At 38.3% G+C, this 19,287-nt stretch carries 17 protein-coding genes and 1 tRNA gene; 14 read left to right on the top strand and 4 right to left on the bottom strand.

Annotated elements, in window-relative coordinates; all coding sequences use genetic code 11:
- Positions 1-25: 25 nt before the first annotated feature.
- Genes IGL23_RS09820 through nifJ form a run of 3 tightly spaced genes read left to right on the top strand, consistent with a single transcriptional unit; the run spans position 26 to position 5,848 of the window.
- On the top strand, positions 26-883 hold the full coding sequence (locus IGL23_RS09820; RefSeq protein WP_033594462.1) for a sulfide/dihydroorotate dehydrogenase-like FAD/NAD-binding protein: 858 nt from the start codon (positions 26-28) through the stop codon (positions 881-883).
- The gene (gene gltA, locus IGL23_RS09815; RefSeq protein WP_033594463.1) at positions 876-2,294 is read left to right on the top strand and encodes an NADPH-dependent glutamate synthase; all 1,419 of its coding nucleotides are present in this window, start codon (positions 876-878) and stop codon (positions 2,292-2,294) included. The genes IGL23_RS09820 and gltA overlap by 8 nt, the downstream gene beginning before the upstream one ends.
- A 20-nt stretch (positions 2,295-2,314) precedes the next feature.
- On the top strand, positions 2,315-5,848 hold the full coding sequence (gene nifJ, locus IGL23_RS09810; RefSeq protein ID WP_430619646.1) for a pyruvate:ferredoxin (flavodoxin) oxidoreductase: 3,534 nt from the start codon (positions 2,315-2,317) through the stop codon (positions 5,846-5,848).
- A gap of 37 nt (positions 5,849-5,885) precedes the next feature.
- Here nifJ and IGL23_RS09805 read toward each other — a convergent pair whose 3' ends face one another.
- Positions 5,886-7,301: a Ktr system potassium uptake protein D gene (locus tag IGL23_RS09805; RefSeq protein WP_002385738.1), complete on the bottom strand. Its 1,416-nt coding sequence runs from the start codon at positions 7,299-7,301 to the stop codon at positions 5,886-5,888.
- Between the two features lie 369 nt (positions 7,302-7,670).
- On the opposite strand from IGL23_RS09805, the gene IGL23_RS09800 reads away from it, so the two are divergent.
- From IGL23_RS09800 to IGL23_RS09765, 8 genes are all read left to right on the top strand, one after another.
- The gene (locus IGL23_RS09800; protein ID WP_002356617.1) at positions 7,671-9,188 is read left to right on the top strand and encodes a flavocytochrome c; all 1,518 of its coding nucleotides are present in this window, start codon (positions 7,671-7,673) and stop codon (positions 9,186-9,188) included.
- Positions 9,189-9,413: 225 nt separating this feature from the next.
- Positions 9,414-9,998 carry a thymidine kinase gene (locus IGL23_RS09795; RefSeq protein WP_002356618.1) on the top strand — a complete coding sequence of 195 codons (585 nt, stop codon included), beginning with the start codon at positions 9,414-9,416 and terminating at the stop codon, positions 9,996-9,998.
- An 11-nt stretch (positions 9,999-10,009) separates the two neighbouring features.
- Positions 10,010-11,083 (top strand): peptide chain release factor 1, encoded by a 1,074-nt coding sequence (gene prfA / locus IGL23_RS09790; RefSeq protein WP_002356619.1) that lies wholly within the window; start codon positions 10,010-10,012, stop codon positions 11,081-11,083.
- Positions 11,076-11,909 carry a peptide chain release factor N(5)-glutamine methyltransferase gene (gene prmC / locus IGL23_RS09785; protein ID WP_002368928.1) on the top strand — a complete coding sequence of 278 codons (834 nt, stop codon included), beginning with the start codon at positions 11,076-11,078 and terminating at the stop codon, positions 11,907-11,909. The genes prfA and prmC overlap by 8 nt, the downstream gene beginning before the upstream one ends.
- Before the next feature lie 43 nt (positions 11,910-11,952).
- The gene (locus IGL23_RS09780) at positions 11,953-12,975 is read left to right on the top strand and encodes an L-threonylcarbamoyladenylate synthase (protein ID WP_002356622.1); all 1,023 of its coding nucleotides are present in this window, start codon (positions 11,953-11,955) and stop codon (positions 12,973-12,975) included.
- Positions 12,976-13,050: 75 nt separating this feature from the next.
- On the top strand, positions 13,051-14,289 hold the full coding sequence (gene glyA, locus IGL23_RS09775) for a serine hydroxymethyltransferase (protein ID WP_002356623.1): 1,239 nt from the start codon (positions 13,051-13,053) through the stop codon (positions 14,287-14,289).
- A gap of 131 nt (positions 14,290-14,420) precedes the next feature.
- Positions 14,421-15,050: a uracil phosphoribosyltransferase gene (gene upp, locus IGL23_RS09770; protein WP_002356624.1), complete on the top strand. Its 630-nt coding sequence runs from the start codon at positions 14,421-14,423 to the stop codon at positions 15,048-15,050.
- 105 nt (positions 15,051-15,155) lie between these two features.
- The gene (locus IGL23_RS09765; RefSeq protein WP_002356625.1) at positions 15,156-15,428 is read left to right on the top strand and encodes a membrane protein; all 273 of its coding nucleotides are present in this window, start codon (positions 15,156-15,158) and stop codon (positions 15,426-15,428) included.
- 73 nt (positions 15,429-15,501) lie between these two features.
- On the opposite strand, the gene IGL23_RS09760 is transcribed toward IGL23_RS09765, so the two are convergent.
- Positions 15,502-15,738 carry a hypothetical protein gene (locus IGL23_RS09760; RefSeq protein WP_002381528.1) on the bottom strand — a complete coding sequence of 79 codons (237 nt, stop codon included), beginning with the start codon at positions 15,736-15,738 and terminating at the stop codon, positions 15,502-15,504.
- A gap of 158 nt (positions 15,739-15,896) precedes the next feature.
- On the opposite strand from IGL23_RS09760, the gene IGL23_RS09755 reads away from it, so the two are divergent.
- Positions 15,897-15,969 (top strand) — tRNA-Thr (locus tag IGL23_RS09755).
- A gap of 49 nt (positions 15,970-16,018) precedes the next feature.
- On the opposite strand, the gene IGL23_RS09750 is transcribed toward IGL23_RS09755, so the two are convergent.
- Together IGL23_RS09750 and IGL23_RS09745 are read right to left on the bottom strand one after the other, a co-directional pair.
- Positions 16,019-16,345 (bottom strand): AzlD domain-containing protein, encoded by a 327-nt coding sequence (locus tag IGL23_RS09750; RefSeq protein WP_002362235.1) that lies wholly within the window; start codon positions 16,343-16,345, stop codon positions 16,019-16,021.
- Positions 16,332-17,039 carry an AzlC family ABC transporter permease gene (locus tag IGL23_RS09745; RefSeq protein WP_002356628.1) on the bottom strand — a complete coding sequence of 236 codons (708 nt, stop codon included), beginning with the start codon at positions 17,037-17,039 and terminating at the stop codon, positions 16,332-16,334. The genes IGL23_RS09750 and IGL23_RS09745 overlap by 14 nt, the downstream gene beginning before the upstream one ends.
- Before the next feature lie 213 nt (positions 17,040-17,252).
- On the opposite strand from IGL23_RS09745, the gene IGL23_RS09740 reads away from it, so the two are divergent.
- Both IGL23_RS09740 and IGL23_RS09735 read left to right on the top strand, forming a co-directional pair.
- A complete protein-coding gene (locus IGL23_RS09740) occupies positions 17,253-17,804 on the top strand; it encodes a helix-turn-helix domain-containing protein (protein ID WP_033594465.1) in 552 nt (183 codons plus the stop codon).
- A gap of 112 nt (positions 17,805-17,916) precedes the next feature.
- Complete coding sequence (locus IGL23_RS09735; protein WP_002391305.1) at positions 17,917-19,248, top strand: hypothetical protein; 1,332 nt, start codon at positions 17,917-17,919, stop codon at positions 19,246-19,248.
- The last annotated feature ends 39 nt before the right edge of the window (positions 19,249-19,287 follow it).

Raw genomic sequence — 19,287 nt, 5'->3', positions numbered from 1 at the left:
GTAGGAGTCAGAATGAAAAGGAACGATGAAGGTAGGTATTTCAATGTTTAATATTCTTCAATCGACTCAATTATCTAGTAATACATTTGATTTTTGGCTGGAAGCGCCAAGAATAGCGACACATGCTCAGGCTGGACAGTTTGTTATTTTAAGAATTGACGAAAAGGGAGAACGGATCCCTTTAACGATTGCGGAGACAAATCCACAAGCAGGCAGTATTCGAATTATTTTCCAAGTAATCGGTAAGACAACAGCTGCACTTTCCCAACTTAAAACTTCAGACTCTTTGTTGGATATCACTGGACCTTTAGGTATGCCCACAGAAGTGAAGCAATATGGAACGGTGATGGTTGTCGGTGGCGGGGTTGGTATCGCGGCTATTTATCCAATTATCAAGGCTTTAAAAGAAGCAGGCAACCGAGTGATTACGATTTTGGGAGCACGAACAGCTGAGTTAGTTCTGTTACAAGAAGAATGCCGTCGTTATTCAGATGAGCTAATCATTACAACGGATGATGGTTCATTAGGTAAAAAGGGCTTAGTAACAGAAGCGATGGAAGAAGTTATTGCACGTGAATCTGTAGCGTGCAGTTGGGCGATTGGGCCCAGCATCATGATGAAATTTTGTACCTTGACAGCTGAAAAACATCAATTACCAATTTATGTTTCCTTGAATCCTATTATGATTGATGGAACAGGCATGTGTGGCGGTTGTCGTATCACTGTTGATGGCACCATGAAATTTGCCTGTGTTGATGGACCTGAGTTTAAAGGCAATGAAGTAAATTGGGATGAATTCATTAATCGAATGAAGCAATATCAGGAAGAAGAAGCAGTTTGCTTTACAGATCGTTTGAAAGAGCAGGTGGAGAAAAATGGCTAGAAAAAGTCGTATAAAAACACCGATTGCGGAACAAGCACCTACTATCAGAAAGAATAATTTTGAAGAGGTTTGCTTAGGCTATACATTAGCAGAAGGGCAAGAAGAAGCGATTCGCTGTTTACAATGTAAAAATGCGCCTTGTATTGCTAAATGCCCCGTGATGATTGATATTCCTGGATTTATTTTAGCTATTCGTGAAGGAAACATGGAACAAGCAGCCGATATTTTAAGTAAATATACGAATTTACCTGCTATTTGTGGACGCGTTTGTCCGCAAGAGAAACAATGTGAACAAGTTTGTAAATTAGGGAAAGCCAAAAACTTTGAACCAGTGGCAATTGGCAAATTAGAACGTTTAGTTGCCGATTGGGCATTAGAAAATCACATGTTTCCAAAAAAAACAGCGGAACCAACAAAAGGGAAAATCGCAGTGGTCGGTTCTGGTCCTTCTGGGTTAACAGTTGCGGGGGATTTGGCAAAGCTCGGCTACGAAGTAATTATTTTTGAAGCGCTTCATGAAGCTGGCGGCGTATTAACCTATGGCATACCTGAATTTCGATTACCGAAAAAAATTGTTAAACAAGAAATTGCGAGTATTGAAGCCTTAGGTGTAACAATAGAAACCAATGTGGTAGTAGGTAAAACGATTACGATGGAAGAAATAATGTCAGAGTTTGATGCCTGTTATCTATCGGTTGGTGCAGGGGCACCAAACTTTATGGGAATCCCAGGAACTAGTTTAAATGGGGTTTATTCTTCTAGTGAATTTTTAACACGAATCAATTTAATGCATAGCTATGAGTTTCCAGAATATGATACACCGATTAAACGTGCTAAAAATGTTGTTGTGATTGGCGGCGGGAATGTTGCAATGGATGCTGCTCGTTCAGCCAAACGATTAGGCGCTGAAAATGTGAATATTGTGTATCGTCGTTCGTTAGAAGAATTACCAGCAAGAATTGAAGAATACCACCATTCCCTTGAAGAAGGAATTAACTATTATTGGTTAACGAATCCAATTGCTTATTTAGATGACCAACAAGGAAATCTAGCCGGTGTTGAATGTGTCAAAATGGTTTTAGGTGAACCAGATGTGTCTGGAAGACGACGACCAGAACCGGTTCCAGACAGCACGTTTACCATTCCTGCTGATGCAGTAATCGAGGCAATTGGCCAAGGGGCAAATCGAGTCTTGTTATCAACATATCCAGAAATAGAACTAAACCAATGGGGTTACATTCAAGCTGATCCTAAAACAGGAGCAACCTCAATACCTGGCGTTTTTGCTGGGGGCGATATAGTCACAGGTGCTGCCACCGTTATTTTAGCGATGGGCGCTGGGAAAATCGCAGCTAATGCAATTGATCAGTATGTCAAAACACAAAAAACAACAGTCACAAGCAATGTTTAGGAAAGATAAAAGGTGAAAAAATGAAAAAAACAATGGATGGAAACACCGCAGCGGCTTATATTTCATATGCGTTTACAGAAGTTGCCGCTATTTATCCTATCACACCAAGTTCAACAATGGCTGAGTTGGTAGATGAATGGGCGGAAAGTGGTTTAAAAAATATTTATGGTCAAAAAGTTCAAGTTATTGAAATGCAATCAGAAGCTGGGGCAGCTGGAGTAGTTCATGGTTCGTTAAAAACAGGTGCGTTAACCACTACTTATACTGCTTCACAAGGTTTACTGTTGATGATTCCCAATATGTATAAAATCGCAGGAGAATTGCTGCCTTCTGTGTTCCACGTGGCGGCTCGGGCAGTAACGACAAGTGCGTTGAGTATTTTTGGTGATCATGGCGATGTGATGGCTACCCGCCAAACAGGTTTTTGTATGTTAGCAGAATCGAGTGTTCAAGAAGTGATGGATTTGTCGGCAGTTGCTCATTTAGCTAGCTTAGAAGGTAGTTTACCTTTTGTAAACTTTTTTGATGGTTTTAGAACGAGCCATGAACTACAAAAAATCGAAGTGATTGATTATGATGACCTGAAAGAAATGGTGAATCAGGAAGCTGTAACTCGTTTTAGAATGGGAGGCATGAATCCTAATCATCCCACTGTTTCAGGGACCGCTCAAAATCCTGACATTCATTTTCAACAAAGAGAAACAGTCAATAAAAATTACGAAGAAATGCCAAAAATTGTTCAAAAATACATGAAAAAAATTAACAATCTTCGTGGAACAACGTATGATTTAACCGATTATTACGGGGTTGAAGATGCAACAGAAGTCATTATTTCAATGGGGTCGGCTTCGCCAGTAATCAAACAAACAGTCGACTATCTCAATCAACAAGGACGCAAAGTTGGTTTTATCAATATTCATTTATATCGTCCATTTCCTACCGAAAACCTTCTTGAAAAATTACCAGCTACAGTAGAAAAGGTTGCGGTTTTAGATCGAACAAAAGAATCAGGAGCCGAAGGAGAACCGTTATTGTTAGATGTTCAAAGCGCTCTTTATCAACATGAAAATCGCCCAATTGTGATTGGTGGACGTTATGGGTTAGGTTCTAAAGACGTAGCGCCTAATCAAATTAAAGCGATCTATGATCATTTGTTATTGCCATTTAAAGAATTAAAACAACGTTTTACGGTAGGGATCGTTGATGATGTAACCTATCAATCATTGCCAGAAGAACCTACTTTAGATTTAACGCCAGATACTACCTTCCAAGCAAAATTTTGGGGCTTTGGTTCTGACGGAACTGTGGGAGCAAACAAGCAAGCGATTAAAATTATCGGAGATCATACCGACCTTTATGCACAAGCTTACTTTAGTTATGATTCTAAAAAATCAGGCGGTTTAACCGTTTCGCATCTGCGTTTTGGTAAAGAGCCAATTACTTCCACGTATTTAATTGAACAAGCAGATTTCATCGCTTGTCATAATGCGTCCTATTTGCATAAATACGACCTGTTAAAAGGTTTAAAAGACGGCGGAACTTTTTTACTGAATACTATTTGGGATCAAGAAAAGGTTCACCGTTTATTACCGGCTAAGTTGAAAAAATATATTGGGGAGCACCAAATCAAATTTTACATTATCAATGCGGTTGAGTTAGCTCGCAAAGTAGGCTTAGGTCGTCGGATCAATACAGTGATGTCTACTGCCTTTTTTGAAGTAACAAATATTTTAACGAAAGAGCAATATTTACCGTTACTTAAAGAAGAAGTGAAAAAGACTTATGGAAAAAAATCAATGGAAATTGTTGAAAAAAATTACCAAGCGATTGATGCTACCTTTGAATCGCTGCAAGAAATTGTAGTCCCAGAAGATTGGGCCACCATTGTTTTAGAACCAGAAAATCAAGAGTCGGAAGTTCCAGCTTTTGTGACAAACATTTTAGAACCAATCAATCGTCAAGAAGGGGATCAGCTGACCGTTTCAGATTTGATTGAAAACGGAATGAAGGGCGGTGCCATTCCTATGGGCACTGCGGCTTATGAAAAACGTGGCATTGCGTTAGAAGTGCCTGAGTGGCAAATGGATAAGTGTACGATGTGTAATGAATGTGCCTTTGTTTGTCCACATGCGGCTATTCGACCGTTTTTAGCGGATGAAGAAGAACTGAAAGAAGCACCTGCAGGTTTTGCCATGCGCGAAATGCGTGGCACAGATGGATTGATGTATCGTATCCAAGTTTCTTTAGAAGACTGTACAGGTTGTGGTCTTTGTGTTCAGGCATGTCCCGTGAAAGACAAGGCGATTTTAATGAAACCTTATGAAACTCAGAAAGAGCAAGCGATGAATTGGGCCTTTGCGATGACTCTTAAACAAAAAGCCAACCCAGTCAAAAAACTTTCTGTTAAAGGTTCCCAATTTAACCAGCCATTGATGGAATTTTCAGGTGCTTGTGAAGGCTGTGGCGAAACACCTTATATTAAGTTGTTGACGCAACTATTTGGTGATCGAATGATGATTGCTAACGCAACAGGCTGTTCATCAATTTGGGGTGGTTCGTCACCGGTGACGCCTTATACAACGAACGAATGTGGCCAAGGACCAGCTTGGAGTAATTCGCTGTTTGAAGATAATGCGGAATATGGTTATGGTATGTATATTGCCAATCGAACGAAACGTCAACATTTAGCTAGTCTGGTTGAAGAAAGTCTTGCTAAAAACGTCGGATCAGATTCACTTCAAGCCTTGTTAAATGATTGGGTGGAACACATGGCTGAAGGGGAAGGAACACAACAGCGAGCCACCAAACTAGCGGCAGCATTAAGTGAAGAAGCCGATGAAGATCCACTTTTAACAAAAATTTACGAACAAAAAGATTTATTAGTGAAAACGAGTCAATGGATTGTCGGCGGTGATGGTTGGGCCTATGATATCGGGTTTAGCGGCATTGATCATGTTCTTGCTAGTGGGGAAGATGTTAATATTTTTGTTATGGATAACGAAGTGTATGCCAATACAGGCGGACAAACATCTAAAGCTACACCAGCTTCAGCCATTGCCAAATTCTCAGCGGGTGGGAAACATACCTCTAAAAAAGATTTAGGGATGATGGCAATCACTTATGGGAATGTCTACGTTGCACAAGTAGCTTTAGGCGCAAACTCAATGCAAACGATTAAAGCAATTGACGAAGCAGAGCGGTACCCAGGCCCATCAATTATCATCGGTTATACTCCATGTATTAATCACGGGGTCAAAGGTGGAATGGTTCGGACGTTAGATCAAGCCAAAGAAGCCGTTGAATCTGGCTATTGGCCACTTTATCGCTATAATCCAGAGTTAGTTAAGAAAGGCAAAGATCCGATGGTCATTGACTACAAGAAAACAGATTTTGACAAAATGCGTGATTTCCTTGAAAAACAAACACGTTACTCTGCGTTGCATACAATTAAACAGAATCAAGAAGTAGTCGAACATTTACTTGATAAAACTAAAGAAGATGCAATTGAACGCTCTGAAAGTTATAACAAACTAGTCACACACATGAAAAAATAAAAAAAACAAAGCCTCTTACTTGAGAGGCTTTGTTTTTTTATCCAATAATAATTTTTTCTGAAGGGTATTCGTAGCCTAAGTCACGTGTTTCTTTTGGTACAAAAATCATTAAGGTATAAAGCATACCAATACGTCCAATAAACATTAATAAGGCAATCATTAATTTACCTACTGTTGTTAAATCGTCTGTAATGCCCAAAGAAAGACCGGTTGTCCCAAAGGCAGAAGCGACTTCCACAATGATTGAAATCAAGGGCAGATTTTCAGTTGCTGACAAAAAGACGACAGCGAAAAAGCACATAATCAAAGATAACATGAAGACGACAATCGATTTTTTGACATCATCGTCATCTATTTTACGGCTAAAGACGCTAATATCATCTTCACTTTTTAAAAAGGCTAACAAATACAAGCCAATAATCGCAACAGTCGTTGTTCGAACACCACCACCAACAGAGCTAGGACTACAACCAATAAACATTAATACAGAGAAAATAATCAACGTTGTGATTTGGAAGTCCCCTAAATCATTAATTTGGAGGCCAGCGTTTCGTGTAGTCATCGAATAAAACATCGAACTTACCCAACGGCCACTTTCATTCATTGTCAAAAATAGGTGATCTTTTTCTAATAAGTAAATCAAAATAGTCCCACCAATAAACAGAACAATAAACGCTAGCAAAGCAATTTTACTAAACAATGAGAAGCGGAAAGGCAAGCCTCGTTTCTTCTTGCGAAAGTTCTTTTTCTTAAAATGTAACCACTCATGAATTTCCAGTAAAACGGGAAATCCAATCCCGCCGATAAAAATCAAGAACATAATTGCCAGTAAAAAGAGATAATCATGAGCAAAAGGAATAATTGAATCACCTGAAATATCAAAGCCTGAATTAGTCACTGCAGAAATAGCTTGATAAAATCCATAGAATATCGCATCTCGCCAGTTTGTATAATAACCACTTATATAAAAATAAAGCGAAAAGAGCGAGCCGAAGATTACTTGGAACCAAATTAAAATCAAAAAAGTGGTGCGGATCAGTCGAACAATTCCGCTCAGTCGCGGCTGATTCATGTCAGTCATAATTAACTGACGTTGCTTTAATGTGATTCGCCGTTTTGATAAAATAAAAAAGACCGTTGAAATCATCATAATCCCTAAGCCACCAACTTGGAAAAGAACCTCCAATAAGACGATCCCACGATCATTAAAAACCGAATTAATATCGACTGTGGTGAGTCCAGTAACACTGACTGTACTGATTGCTAAGAAAAATAAATCAATAAAAGGAACATGCGAGTCAGGTTCTCTGAAAATAGGGAGGCAAAACAATAAATAAGAAATAACCGTCATTAATATGTAATAAGCGACGATGATTTGAATAGATGAAAAATTTTTGCGAATAAATCGATCGCTTTTTCGCTGTGCCAGCCACAGCAAACGTGTATGGTTCACTAGATAACCTCCCAATTCTAATTAAACTAAGTATACCAAAACTTTTCGCCTCAAACGAATAATTCTGCCAGAAAATCCTTGAAATAACAAATAAAAATAAGAAATTCGTTAGAAATAATTGGAAAACATCCACAAACAAGCGAGAACATGATATTTTATGAAAGAATAGAAAAATAGGTTGTTCCCCAAACAACTTATTAATAATTGGTCAGTTTGTCTAACGATACAACTTTAAAAAGTAGTGGTAGCTTTTTTATTTCGGTTGATATGTGAATGTGTTCACTTTATGTAACAAACTGTTATTTTTATTCAAATGAAAAATAAGAAATTGTGTTGGTAGAAATCAATAGTTTATAAGGTGGGAAAACAATGAAAAAAGTGTTAATGGGAGTTCTTTCCCTAGGGTTATTATTAGGTGCAGCAACAGGTTGTACAAGCGATCAAGAAAAAGCCGCTGGTAAAACAAAAGCGTCTTCTGAAAAAACAGAAGCAACATCTGGTGCCTCTGCTAATGGTTATACAGATCCAAGTGAACTAAAAGACAGTTATGATGTTGTTATTGTTGGTTCAGGTGGTGCGGGGATGACCGCTGCATTACAAGCCAAAGAAGCTGGCATGAATCCAGTTATTTTAGAAAAAATGCCTGTTGCAGGTGGGAATACAATTAAATCGTCTTCAGGAATGAATGCTTCACAAACAAAATTCCAAGAAAAAGAAGGCATTAAAGATAGCAACGATAAATTCTTTGAAGAAACACTAAAAGGCGGTAAAGGAACCAACGATCAAGAATTACTACGTTATTTTGTTGATCATTCAGCTGAAGCAATTGATTGGTTAGATACAAAAGGAATTACATTGAGCAATTTAACGATTACAGGTGGAATGAGCGAAAAACGTACACACCGACCTGCTGACGGATCAGCAATTGGGGGCTATCTAGTTGACGGTTTAGTACGTAACGTTCGCGAAGAAAAAATTCCATTGTTTGTTGATGCTGACGTCACAGACTTAGTTGAAGAAAACGGTCAAATTGATGGCGTAAAAGTGAAAATGAAAGATGATAAAGAAAAAACAGTTAAAGCAAAAGCAGTCGTTGTCACAACAGGTGGTTTCGGTGCCAACGAAAAATTAATTACACAATACAAACCAGAATTGAAAAACTATGTTACAACGAACCAAGAAGGAACAACAGGTGACGGTATCCAAATGATTCAAAAAGTTGGCGGTGCGTTAGTGGATATGAAAGAAATTCAAATTCACCCAACTGTTCAACAAAGCGATGCTTTCTTAATTGGTGAAGCAGTTCGTGGAGAAGGCGCAATCTTGGCTTCTCAAAAAGGAGAACGTTTTGTTAATGAGTTAGATACACGCGACAAAGTTTCTGCAGCAATCAATGCCTTACCAGAAAAATCAGCTTATTTAGTCTTTGACCAAGGCGTTCGCGACCGTGCAAAAGCCATTGATTTCTATGATCAAAAAGGTTTCGTGGAAAAAGGTGAAACGATTGAAGAATTAGCTGAAAAAATTGGCATGCCTGCCGATACATTGAAAGCAACGATTGATACTTGGAACCAAGATGTTAATGCCAAAGATGACAAACAATTTGGCCGGACAACTGGCATGGAAGCTGACCTAAGCACAGCGCCTTACTACGCAATTAAAATTGCACCAGGGATTCACCACACAATGGGTGGCGTGAAAATCAACACGAAAACAGAAGTTTTACGTGAAGATGGCACACCAATTAAAGGTCTATATGCTGCTGGTGAATTAACAGGTGGCTTACATGGTCAAAACCGTATCGGAGGCAATGCCATCGCCGATATTATCATTTATGGTCGTCAAGCAGGTACGCAATCAGCAGAATTTGCCTCTGCTCAAAAATAACTAGTTTAAAAAGTCTGAAATTGTAGTCAAATAACTACAATTTCGGGCTTTTTTATTGCATACTAGCAGGATCATTAGTTGGAGTATAAATAGCCCTGCTAAAATGACTTTGGCGTAGATTCTGTTTTTTTCAGAAAAATGCACGACCATTTTAGCTAAAAATACTGCTTTTTTGCTGAAAATATAGTAAAATACGTAAGGAACTAACGGAAAGGTGTAGTGAACATGGCTCAATTATTTTTCAAGTATGGCGCAATGAATAGTGGTAAAACCATTGAAATCTTAAAAGTAGCACACAATTACGAAGAACAAGACAAACCAGTTGTTTTGATGACCAGTGGACTAGATACACGTGATGGTGTCGGGAAAGTATCCAGTCGCATCGGATTACGCAGAGATGCTATTCCAATTTTTGAAGAAACCAATGTCTTTGACTTGATTAATGATTTGTCTTACAAACCTTTTTGCGTATTAGTCGATGAATGTCAATTTTTAAACAAGCATCATGTCATTGAATTTGCACGAATTGTTGACGAATTAGATATTCCAGTAATGGCATTTGGGCTAAAGAATGATTTTAGAAATGAATTATTTGAAGGCTCAAAGTATTTACTTTTATATGCAGACAAATTAGAAGAATTAAAAACGATTTGCTGGTTCTGTCATAAAAAAGCAACTATGAACTTGCACTATATTGATGGCAAACCCGTTTATGAAGGGGATCAAGTCCAAATTGGTGGGAATGAAGCCTACTATCCTGTTTGTCGCAAACATTATTTTCATCCAAAAACAGTGAATGAAGAACAGTAAGGAGAGACACTATGTACGATCAATTACAATCTATTGAAGATCGCTATGAGGAATTGGGCGAATTATTAAGTGACCCAGCAGTCATTAGCGATACAAAACGTTTCATGGAATTATCGAAAGAAGAAGCTAATACACGTGAGACGGTTGAGGTTTATCGCCGATATAAACAAGTTGTTGAAGGGATTAGCGATGCCGAAGAACTTTTAAGTGAAAACTTAGATGCGGAAATGGCCGAAATGGCGAAAGAAGAACTTTCTGATTTGAAAAAAGAAAAAGAAGTGTTAGAAGACCGCATTAAAATTTTATTATTACCAAAAGATCCAAATGATGATAAAAATATCATCATGGAAATCCGTGGTGCAGCCGGTGGCGATGAAGCCGCACTTTTTGCTGGCGACTTATTTAATATGTACCAAAAATATGCAGAAGCACAAGGGTGGAAAGCGGAAGTTTTAGAAGCGAACGTCACTGGAATCGGTGGATATAAAGAAGTAATTATGATGATTTCAGGAGATAACGTCTTTTCAAAATTAAAATACGAAAGTGGCGCTCACCGCGTGCAACGAGTTCCTTCAACAGAATCACAAGGACGGATTCATACATCGACAGCAACCGTTGTAGTTATGCCGGAAGCGGAAGAAGTCGAAATCGAATTAGCTGATAAAGATATCCGTGTCGATATTTATCATGCAAGTGGCGCTGGTGGACAGCACGTCAATAAAACCGCTTCGGCTGTTCGTTTAACCCATTTACCAACAGGAATCGTGGTCGCAATGCAAGATGAACGTTCACAGCTAAAAAACCGTGAAAAAGCAATGAAAGTTTTGCGTGCTCGTGTGTATGACCAAATTCAACAAGAAGCACAAAGTGAATATGATGCTAACCGTAAATCGGCGGTGGGGACCGGAGATCGTTCAGAACGAATCAGAACGTATAACTTCCCGCAAAATCGAGTAACGGATCATCGTATCGGTTTAACCATCCAAAAACTAGACCAGATTCTTGCTGGCAAATTAGATGAAATCATTGATGCATTAGTCTTATATGATCAAACATCGAAATTAGAAGAGATGCAAAATGGCTAAACGTTACTTTGAAGTCCTTAACTGGGCTTCTTCTTTTTTAGAGGCGCAAGGCAAAGAAGGCTATGCTATTCACTATGTTTTTTTAGAACGTAAAGGTTGGGATAAAACGCAGTGGCTCTTGCATATGCAAGAAGAAATGCCCAAAGAAGAAGAGGAACAATTAAAAACGGATTTAGCCCAATTATTGACAGATTACCCAGCACAATATTTACTAGGACAAGCTGAATTTTATGGACATTCCTTTATTGTTAATGAACATACTTTGATTCCTAGGCCAGAAACAGAAGAATTAGTCGAGCGTTGCTTAAAAGCCAATCCAGATACTCCTTTGACGGTCGTGGATGTCGGAACAGGGACAGGTGCCATTGCGATTAGCTTGAAACTGGCACGGCCCAACTGGCGAGTTATTGCCATTGATCTTTCAGAGGAAGCGTTGACTGTCGCTAAACAAAACGCGCAAGTATTAGGTGCTGACATCGAATTTTATCATGGGAATGGCTTACAGCCAGTTGCTTCTGAAAAAATCGATCTGCTTATTTCTAATCCGCCCTATATTAGTGAACAAGAATGGCATTTAATGGATGCAAGTGTCCGAACGTATGAACCTAAAACCGCTTTATTCGCTGAAAATAACGGTTTGGCTTTATACCAACAATTAATTCATGAAAGTCAAACGATGCTTAAAGCAGACGGTAAAATTTATTTTGAAATAGGGTTTCAACAAGGCGCAGCCCTCCAAGAATTATTGAGCGCCGCCTATCCACAAAAAACAATTAAAATTGAAAAAGATTTATCTGGCAACGATCGCCTCGCGATAGCCGAGTAACTAAGGTTCTTCGTCGCCACTTTTCTAGAAGGAGCGATTTGCAATGGAAACAAAAAAATTAACCAAACAAGAAATAGCCCAAGCAGCAGCAGCCATTCAAGCAGGTGAGCTAGTGGCTTTTCCAACAGAAACTGTTTATGGCTTAGGTGCCGATGCCTTAAATGAAGCGGCAGTAAAAAAAGTTTACCAAGTAAAAGGCCGACCCAGTGATAATCCATTGATTGTTCATGTGAACAACGTTGAGATGGTCAAAAAATACGTAGCGACCTTACCAGAAGTCGCTACAAAATTGGTGTCTGCCTTTTGGCCGGGACCATTAACTTTAATTTTTAATGTGCCTAGCGATACATTTTCTAAAACAGTAACAGGTGGTTTAGAGACAGTCGCTTTTCGTATGCCAGATAACCAAGCGACCTTAGCTTTGATTGAACAAGCCAATGTTCCGTTGGTTGGACCAAGTGCGAACACTTCTGGCAAGCCTAGTCCAACATCTGCAGAGCATGTTTATCATGATTTGCAGGGGAAAATTGCTGCCATATTAGATGATGGCCCAACGCAGATTGGGGTGGAGTCAACGGTCTTAGATTTAACGGCGGAAGATGGTGTGCCAGTTATTTTACGACCAGGAGCAATTACCAAAGAGCAGTTGGAAAGCATTATTCCTCAAGTGAAAATCGATACACATTTGATTAGTGAAACTGCAGCACCCAAAGCGCCAGGGATGAAATACAAACACTATTCTCCTGATGCGGAAGTTTGGATTATAAGCGGTCAAACAGCAGAATGGCAAGCGGCGATTCAGCAAGCAAAAGAACAACAGGAAAAAATCGGCTTATTTTTAAGTGATGAACAGGCAGCACAACTAGATACAGAAAATGCGTTTGTTTATTCTTATGGTGCAGAAACGGTTGAAAATGCCACAAAAGAACTATTTGCAGGGTTAAGAGCGTTAGATGAGCAAGGAGCTACCACGATTTTTGCACAAGGATTTGCAGAAACTGGTTTAGGTACTGCTTACATGAATCGCTTGAAAAAATCAGCCAATCAAAAATTTTTTGAAAAATAAGAGGTATTTGTAACGAAGCTGACACAGAAGTATGATACAATCAGACAAAAGAAAACAAAATGGAGTGTTGTTTGAATGGATTACAAAACGTATGACCCAGATTTATGGAATGCAATTGCAAGAGAAGAAGAGCGCCAAGAAAATAACTTGGAACTAATCGCATCTGAGAATGTCGTGTCAAAAGCGGTTATGGCTGCCCAAGGAAGTATTTTAACGAATAAATACGCAGAAGGTTACCCGGGCAAACGGTACTATGGTGGTTGTGAATTTATCGATATCGTAGAAAATTTAGCTATCGATCGTGCCAAAGAATTATTTGGTGCAAAATTCGCGAATGTACAAGCCCATTCAGGTTCTCAAGCCAATACAGCGGCATACCTTTCATTGGTTGAACCAGGTGATACCATTTTGGGGATGGATTTATCAGCTGGTGGTCACTTAACACATGGTTCGCCCGTTAACTTTAGTGGAAAAACCTATAATTTTGTCAGTTATGGAGTGGATCCTTCAACAGAAGTAATCGATTACGATGTTGTGCGAATTTTAGCAAGAGAACATCGTCCAAAACTAATCGTTGCAGGCGCAAGTGCGTATTCACGAACGATTGACTTCAAACGTTTCCGTGAAATCGCTGATGAAGTAGATGCCAAGTTAATGGTTGATATGGCGCATATTGCAGGCTTGGTAGCTTCAGGGTTGCACCCAAATCCAGTTCCGTATGCTGATATCGTAACAAGTACGACCCATAAAACATTGCGTGGTCCTCGTGGCGGTTTAATTTTGACAAATAGCGAAGAATTGGCGAAAAAAGTAAATAGTAGTATTTTCCCAGGCATTCAAGGTGGCCCATTGGAACATGTGATTGCCGGAAAAGCCGCAGCTTTTAAAGAAGCATTGGATCCAAGTTTTGCTGAATATAGTCAGCAAGTGATTGCAAATGCGCAAGCGATGACGAAAGTTTTCAATCAAGCGCCAGAAGCTCGTTTAATTAGTGGGGCAACAGATAACCACTTATTACTGATTGAAGTGACAGGTTTTGGTTTAAATGGAAAAGAAGCAGAAGCTATTTTAGATAGTGTAAATATTACTGTCAATAAAAATTCAATTCCGTTTGAACAATTAAGTCCATTTAAAACAAGTGGTATCCGTATTGGAACGCCTGCGATTACTTCACGTGGTTTTAAAGAAGAAGATGCGGTAGAAGTTGCTAAATTAATCGTTCAAGTCTTAAAAGATCCAGAAAATACAGCAGTTCATGATGAAGTCAAAGCAGCTGTAGCAGCGCTAACTAAAAAATATCCATTATATAACTAACATCAGGGATAGCTGAAGCGCGATTCTCTGTACAAATAAGAGTCGGAGCTTAGGATTTAAGGAATTCAACTTGTGTCCTAGGCTCTTTTGTTTTACAATAAGAAAGAATAAAATAATGAAGGAGAATAGATATGGGAAAATTTCAAGTAATTGATCATCCGCTAATTCAACACAAACTAACAATGATTCGCGAAAAGAACTGTGGGACAAAGGTTTTCCGCGAAGTTGTCAACGAAATTGCTATGTTAATGGCTTATGAAGTATCACGGGATATGCCTTTAGAGGATGTTGTCATCGAAACACCGATGGGTAAATCAACACAAAAAACACTTTCAGGGAAAAAAGTAGCAATCATTCCTATTTTACGTGCCGGCATTGGCATGGTTGATGGGATTTTAGAATTAATTCCAGCAGCGAAAGTTGGACACGTTGGACTTTATCGTGATGAAGAAACATTGCAACCACATGAATACTTCGTGAAATTACCTGAAGACATTGCAAGTCGTCAATTATTTGTTGTTGACCCAATGCTAGCAACAGGTGGTTCCGCAATTATGGCCATCGATTCATTAAAAGAACGTGGTGCTAGCAACATTAAATTTGTATGTCTAGTGGCCGTTCCAGAAGGTGTGAAAGCTTTACAAGAAGCGCACCCAGATGTAGATATTTATACAGCAGCTTTAGATGAGCGCTTAAACGAAGACGGCTATATCGTTCCTGGTTTAGGGGATGCTGGTGACCGTTTATTCGGAACAAAATAATAACAAAAAACCGTTAGGTAACCGATTATGGTTACTAACGGTTTTCTTTTGCTTAAAGAACTTTTCTAGGTGTATAATAAAAAATAAAAAAAAAAAGGAGGAGCTATGAAAAAGAATAAAAAAGTCTTACACGCTATCGCTGTGATTGCTAGTGTGATGTCAGTTTTGATGTATGTTTCATATATTCCACAAATTTATGGAAATTTACATGGGGAAAAAGGCAATCCGACGCAACCATTAGTGGCAATGATTAATTGTATTTTTTGGACGATTCATGGGTTATATGGAGACGATGGAGAAACACGAGATAAGTCCATTATTTTTGCTAATGTGCCCGGAATTATTTTTGGTTTTTTTGCGTTTATTACAGCATTATAGTTTCCGACGAATTGGAAAGTATTCCAATTCTGTACATAAAAAAGAGCGGGGGAAATTTCCCACGCTTGAAGAATTAAATCTTTTTCAATTGTTTGTAATTAATAACAATCACACCATTGCTGTGCACCATTAAGTGATTGTTTTTTTGCGTTTCGTCAATTTCGACGACAGCGGCATTTTTTAATTGTTTCGTAACAACGCCTGTTTGTGGCTGTCCGTGAACAAGAAAAGTAACATGGGTGTCAACGGCGAAATCCTTACCAGCATCCGATGGAACAACAGGAGTAACCATACCATTAAAATTTGACATACAAAAAACCATCCTTTCTTGATATCTCTATTATACCACATTTTCAGAAAAAAGTTTGTAAAGTCGCTATTTGGCTTATTTTAAAGAGATTTTGCATAAATAAATAACAAACAGACTTTACAAATAAAGTAGAAAGTCCTATAATAGATTTGTTTCAGGCCAGCTTAGCTCAGTTGGTAGAGCAACGCACTCGTAACGCGTAGGTCACAGGTTCGATCCCTGCAGCTGGCATCTAAAAAAACAGACAGGCACTACCAGATGGTAGTGCCTGTCTGTTTTTTTAGATAAAATTTTGGATTAGTGCAAATGAAGCAATGCCTACCAGTACGATAAGCAATAAGTTTTTAGTAAGTATTGCGGCTAAAATGGTAGGAAATGAAGCGAATAAATAAGGAAGATTGAGGCTTGGTAAATGCCCTATTCTTTGTTCAAATAAGCTACTAAACCATAAGGCGGACATAATCACAATGGGAACAAAACTTAGATATTCTAATAATTTCTGTGGCAGACTGATTTTTTTTAAAAGTAAAAATGGCAGTATTCTTGAAAGCCAGGTTGCAACGGTACAGCCTAAAATTGTTAAAAAGAGATACTCAGAAGAAGGCATGTTTTATCATCACTCCTATTCCACAACCGATTAACGTGACAACTAAGACAATTAAATTACTGGGAATAAAAATTAGACCAATAGACATCAACCCAAAAGTAATCAGGACCATGATGAGTTGTAAAGCAATTTTCATGGAACGATCACTAATTATCTGCAGATAGAGTAAACCAATGAACATAGCCACGACCGCAAACTCAAGACCTAATGCTTGAGGATTTGCAATAAAGCGCCCTAGATAGGCACCGATGATCGTCGAAAAAACCCAAGTCGCATAGGAAATCAAATTGGCAGCATTAAACCACTCAAAACTTAAACGTCCTTTGGTGTGGTTTAATTTATTCATTCCTAGTGCAAAACTTTCATCCGTCAGTAAGGTTCCCAACCAGAGATTTTTACCGAGAGATTCGGCTTTAAAGTAAGGCGCAATGGTCATTCCCATAAGAATCATACGCGCATTTACTAAGAAAGTCGCTAACACAATGGATAAAATAGGGCTGCCACCAGTCAACATACTAACTGTTACAAACTGAGCAGATCCTGCAAAAATAAAAAACGACATCGCACTAACAATAAGAGGGGAAAAACCTGCTGCTTGTCCTACGATACCAAAAGCAATGCCAATACCAATATAGCCAAAAACCGTTGGCAAGGCTTCACGTATGCCAGTGCGTGCATCTAATTGGTGGTTCATTCTCTTTTTTTCCCTCTTTCTGTATAAAATTTAAACACGTGTGTATGAAAATCTAGACCTTCGATAATGAGACACAACGAGCGAATGAGCGTTTTCATTATTAACCACTCCTTTTGAACAACTAAGATATATATTGTATAATACAATAAAGAATACTTTTGTTCAATATATTAAACTTTTGGATGATAAAAAGAAACAGAAGGAGCAACTATTTTGGAGATTAATACAATTATTGGCAATAATTTAAAAAAAATTAGACAAGAAAAAAAACTTACGTTAGATGAACTAGCTGGGATAACCGGAGTGAGTAAAGGGATGCTTTCGCAGATTGAAAAAGGAACCACCAATCCTACCATAAATACAATTTGGAAAATAAGTAATGGACTCAATGTTCCATATACGTATTTATTAGAAGATGACTATGTTAAAGAAAATCCCGTGGTAAAAAAAACTGAGACGGTAACACAACATTCTGAAGATCAATCCTATCGAGTCTTTAATTACTACTCAGACAACCAGGAAAGAAACTTTGAACTCTTTCAGTTTGAATTAGATCCAGGGAAAAAGTATCAAGCTGTTGGGCATTCAAAACGTTCGACAGAATATGTCATGGTTATTCAAGGAGCATTAGCTCTTGAAGTGGGCGGTCAGAGATACCTTCTTCCAAAAGACGCTGCTATGTATTTTGATGCTAATCAAGTACACACGTATATAAATGACGGAACAGAGAAAGTCCAAGCAGTCGTCATTAACTATTATACGTAACAGTGGAAAATAGACATTAGGAAATTGCTACATCTGTTATTTTATGGACAAAAAAAGTAAACAATGCTACCCTAAAAATAATAGAAAATGAAAGATAAAAGAAGAGGTCAAAATGAATAAAAAAATTGAAAGTCTTGGTAATACAGCATTAAGTTTACTAAGTAATACGATTATTGTTGTGCCTTATTTACTTTACATTCAATTGAGTGATGGACACAACCTTCTAACAATTTTACCATTTGTCTTATTTTATACATTGCGTATGACAGGCATTTTTCTGGTTCGAGGAATTAATTTGTCTTTGACTAGTCTAGGTCTACTAAAGATTTCTCTATTGTTAGGCTTGGCAGGCTCCTTAATTGGGATCGCCGGCGCTTTTTCTTTCCCGCTTTATAGTATTTCAGGAATGTTGTTAGGACTTAGTGGGGCGTTGTTGCCACCAAGTAATCAATCAATTCGCTTTTTCTTGAAAGAAGAAGGTCAAAAAATCAGTCATAGCAATCTTTTAACGACAGTCTTATTGACCGCTGTTTTATTTGGCGCTTTATTTTTTAAAGCGACTGAGATTGGACTGGCGTTATTGGTGTACGCGCTCTATTTTCTGGTTGCTTTAGTAGCAATCAAGAGCTATCCTGTTTCATTAAACGAGCTAGAAGAAGAATCAGCAGAAGTTTCACGAAAAGAATTAATTCTGTTTGTTATCTTTTTTGTGTTATTACTTTTATTAAGAAGTGGTCGCTTATTAACGAATGCGGTGGAATTTGATTATGCGATTGTTGGCGCCTGCTGTTTCTTTGTGGTGGCTGTCCTTTTCGTTAGTCATTATGGCAAACGGGGCGCATATAAAGTATCATTAGAAATGAATCTTGCGACCTTGATTAACGGGATTGTCGGGAACTATTTATTTTTATTTGGTTCCATTTATGTTGCAGGGGTTTATGGCAGAGCTCATATGGGCATCTATCTCTATTTACCTTATGTTTTAGGGATGATTTTTGCAATGATTGCAGCTAGTAAAACGAAACAATGGTCAAACAACATACCAATGATTGGTCTGGCGGGAAGTTTGGGAATATTACTTTTTACCTCGTGGACTATTTTAGGCCTGTTTCTCTTGAGTTTTTTCAAAAGCACATTGAACAGCTTTTTAGCTAGGCGATATTATCAAGAGACAGATTTGCCTAAAGATAGCCGCATCCTTATCAAATATACAACACAAACAAAAGGGAGTTTATTCCATCAATTTATTTTGATGGCGCTTATGTTAGTCACTGTAGTAGGCAAAGGTGGCACGACACAATTTTTATTAGAATTGACTGGCGGCAAAGGCATTTCAATGCAAACAAGTCAATTTTTAACTTTCATTAAAAATAGTAACTCGCTCTTAGTGTTATTGTTTATTGCAGTTTATTTCGTGGTCGTTTTTCGCCAAAAGAAACGATAATTTACAAATATTCATAAAAAAATACTTGGAAAAACAGTG

It is taken from the genome of Enterococcus sp. MSG3299 (assembly GCF_050555765.1).
Classification (GTDB): domain Bacteria; phylum Bacillota; class Bacilli; order Lactobacillales; family Enterococcaceae; genus Enterococcus; species Enterococcus faecalis.
The sequence above is the reverse complement of the archived record's forward strand: the minus strand, read 5'-3'. Positions and strand labels throughout refer to the sequence as shown.

Excerpts from the sequence above, each read along its gene's own strand:
- IGL23_RS09745 (WP_002356628.1), bottom strand. The coding sequence starts at position 17,039 with ATGAACCACCAATTAGATGCACGCACTGGCATACGTGAAGCCTTGCCA.
- glyA (WP_002356623.1), top strand. The coding sequence starts at position 13,051 with ATGGATTACAAAACGTATGACCCAGATTTATGGAATGCAATTGCAAGA.
- IGL23_RS09820 (WP_033594462.1), top strand. The coding sequence starts at position 26 with ATGAAGGTAGGTATTTCAATGTTTAATATTCTTCAATCGACTCAATTA.
- IGL23_RS09800 (WP_002356617.1), top strand. The coding sequence starts at position 7,671 with ATGAAAAAAGTGTTAATGGGAGTTCTTTCCCTAGGGTTATTATTAGGT.
- IGL23_RS09795 (WP_002356618.1), top strand. The coding sequence starts at position 9,414 with ATGGCTCAATTATTTTTCAAGTATGGCGCAATGAATAGTGGTAAAACC.
- IGL23_RS09750 (WP_002362235.1), bottom strand. The coding sequence starts at position 16,345 with ATGCCTTCTTCTGAGTATCTCTTTTTAACAATTTTAGGCTGTACCGTT.
- IGL23_RS09765 (WP_002356625.1), top strand. The coding sequence starts at position 15,156 with ATGAAAAAGAATAAAAAAGTCTTACACGCTATCGCTGTGATTGCTAGT.
- prmC (WP_002368928.1), top strand. The coding sequence starts at position 11,076 with ATGGCTAAACGTTACTTTGAAGTCCTTAACTGGGCTTCTTCTTTTTTA.
- IGL23_RS09735 (WP_002391305.1), top strand. The coding sequence starts at position 17,917 with ATGAATAAAAAAATTGAAAGTCTTGGTAATACAGCATTAAGTTTACTA.
- prfA (WP_002356619.1), top strand. The coding sequence starts at position 10,010 with ATGTACGATCAATTACAATCTATTGAAGATCGCTATGAGGAATTGGGC.
- IGL23_RS09780 (WP_002356622.1), top strand. The coding sequence starts at position 11,953 with ATGGAAACAAAAAAATTAACCAAACAAGAAATAGCCCAAGCAGCAGCA.
- upp (WP_002356624.1), top strand. The coding sequence starts at position 14,421 with ATGGGAAAATTTCAAGTAATTGATCATCCGCTAATTCAACACAAACTA.
- nifJ (WP_430619646.1), top strand. The coding sequence starts at position 2,315 with ATGAAAAAAACAATGGATGGAAACACCGCAGCGGCTTATATTTCATAT.
- IGL23_RS09760 (WP_002381528.1), bottom strand. The coding sequence starts at position 15,738 with ATGTCAAATTTTAATGGTATGGTTACTCCTGTTGTTCCATCGGATGCT.
- gltA (WP_033594463.1), top strand. The coding sequence starts at position 876 with ATGGCTAGAAAAAGTCGTATAAAAACACCGATTGCGGAACAAGCACCT.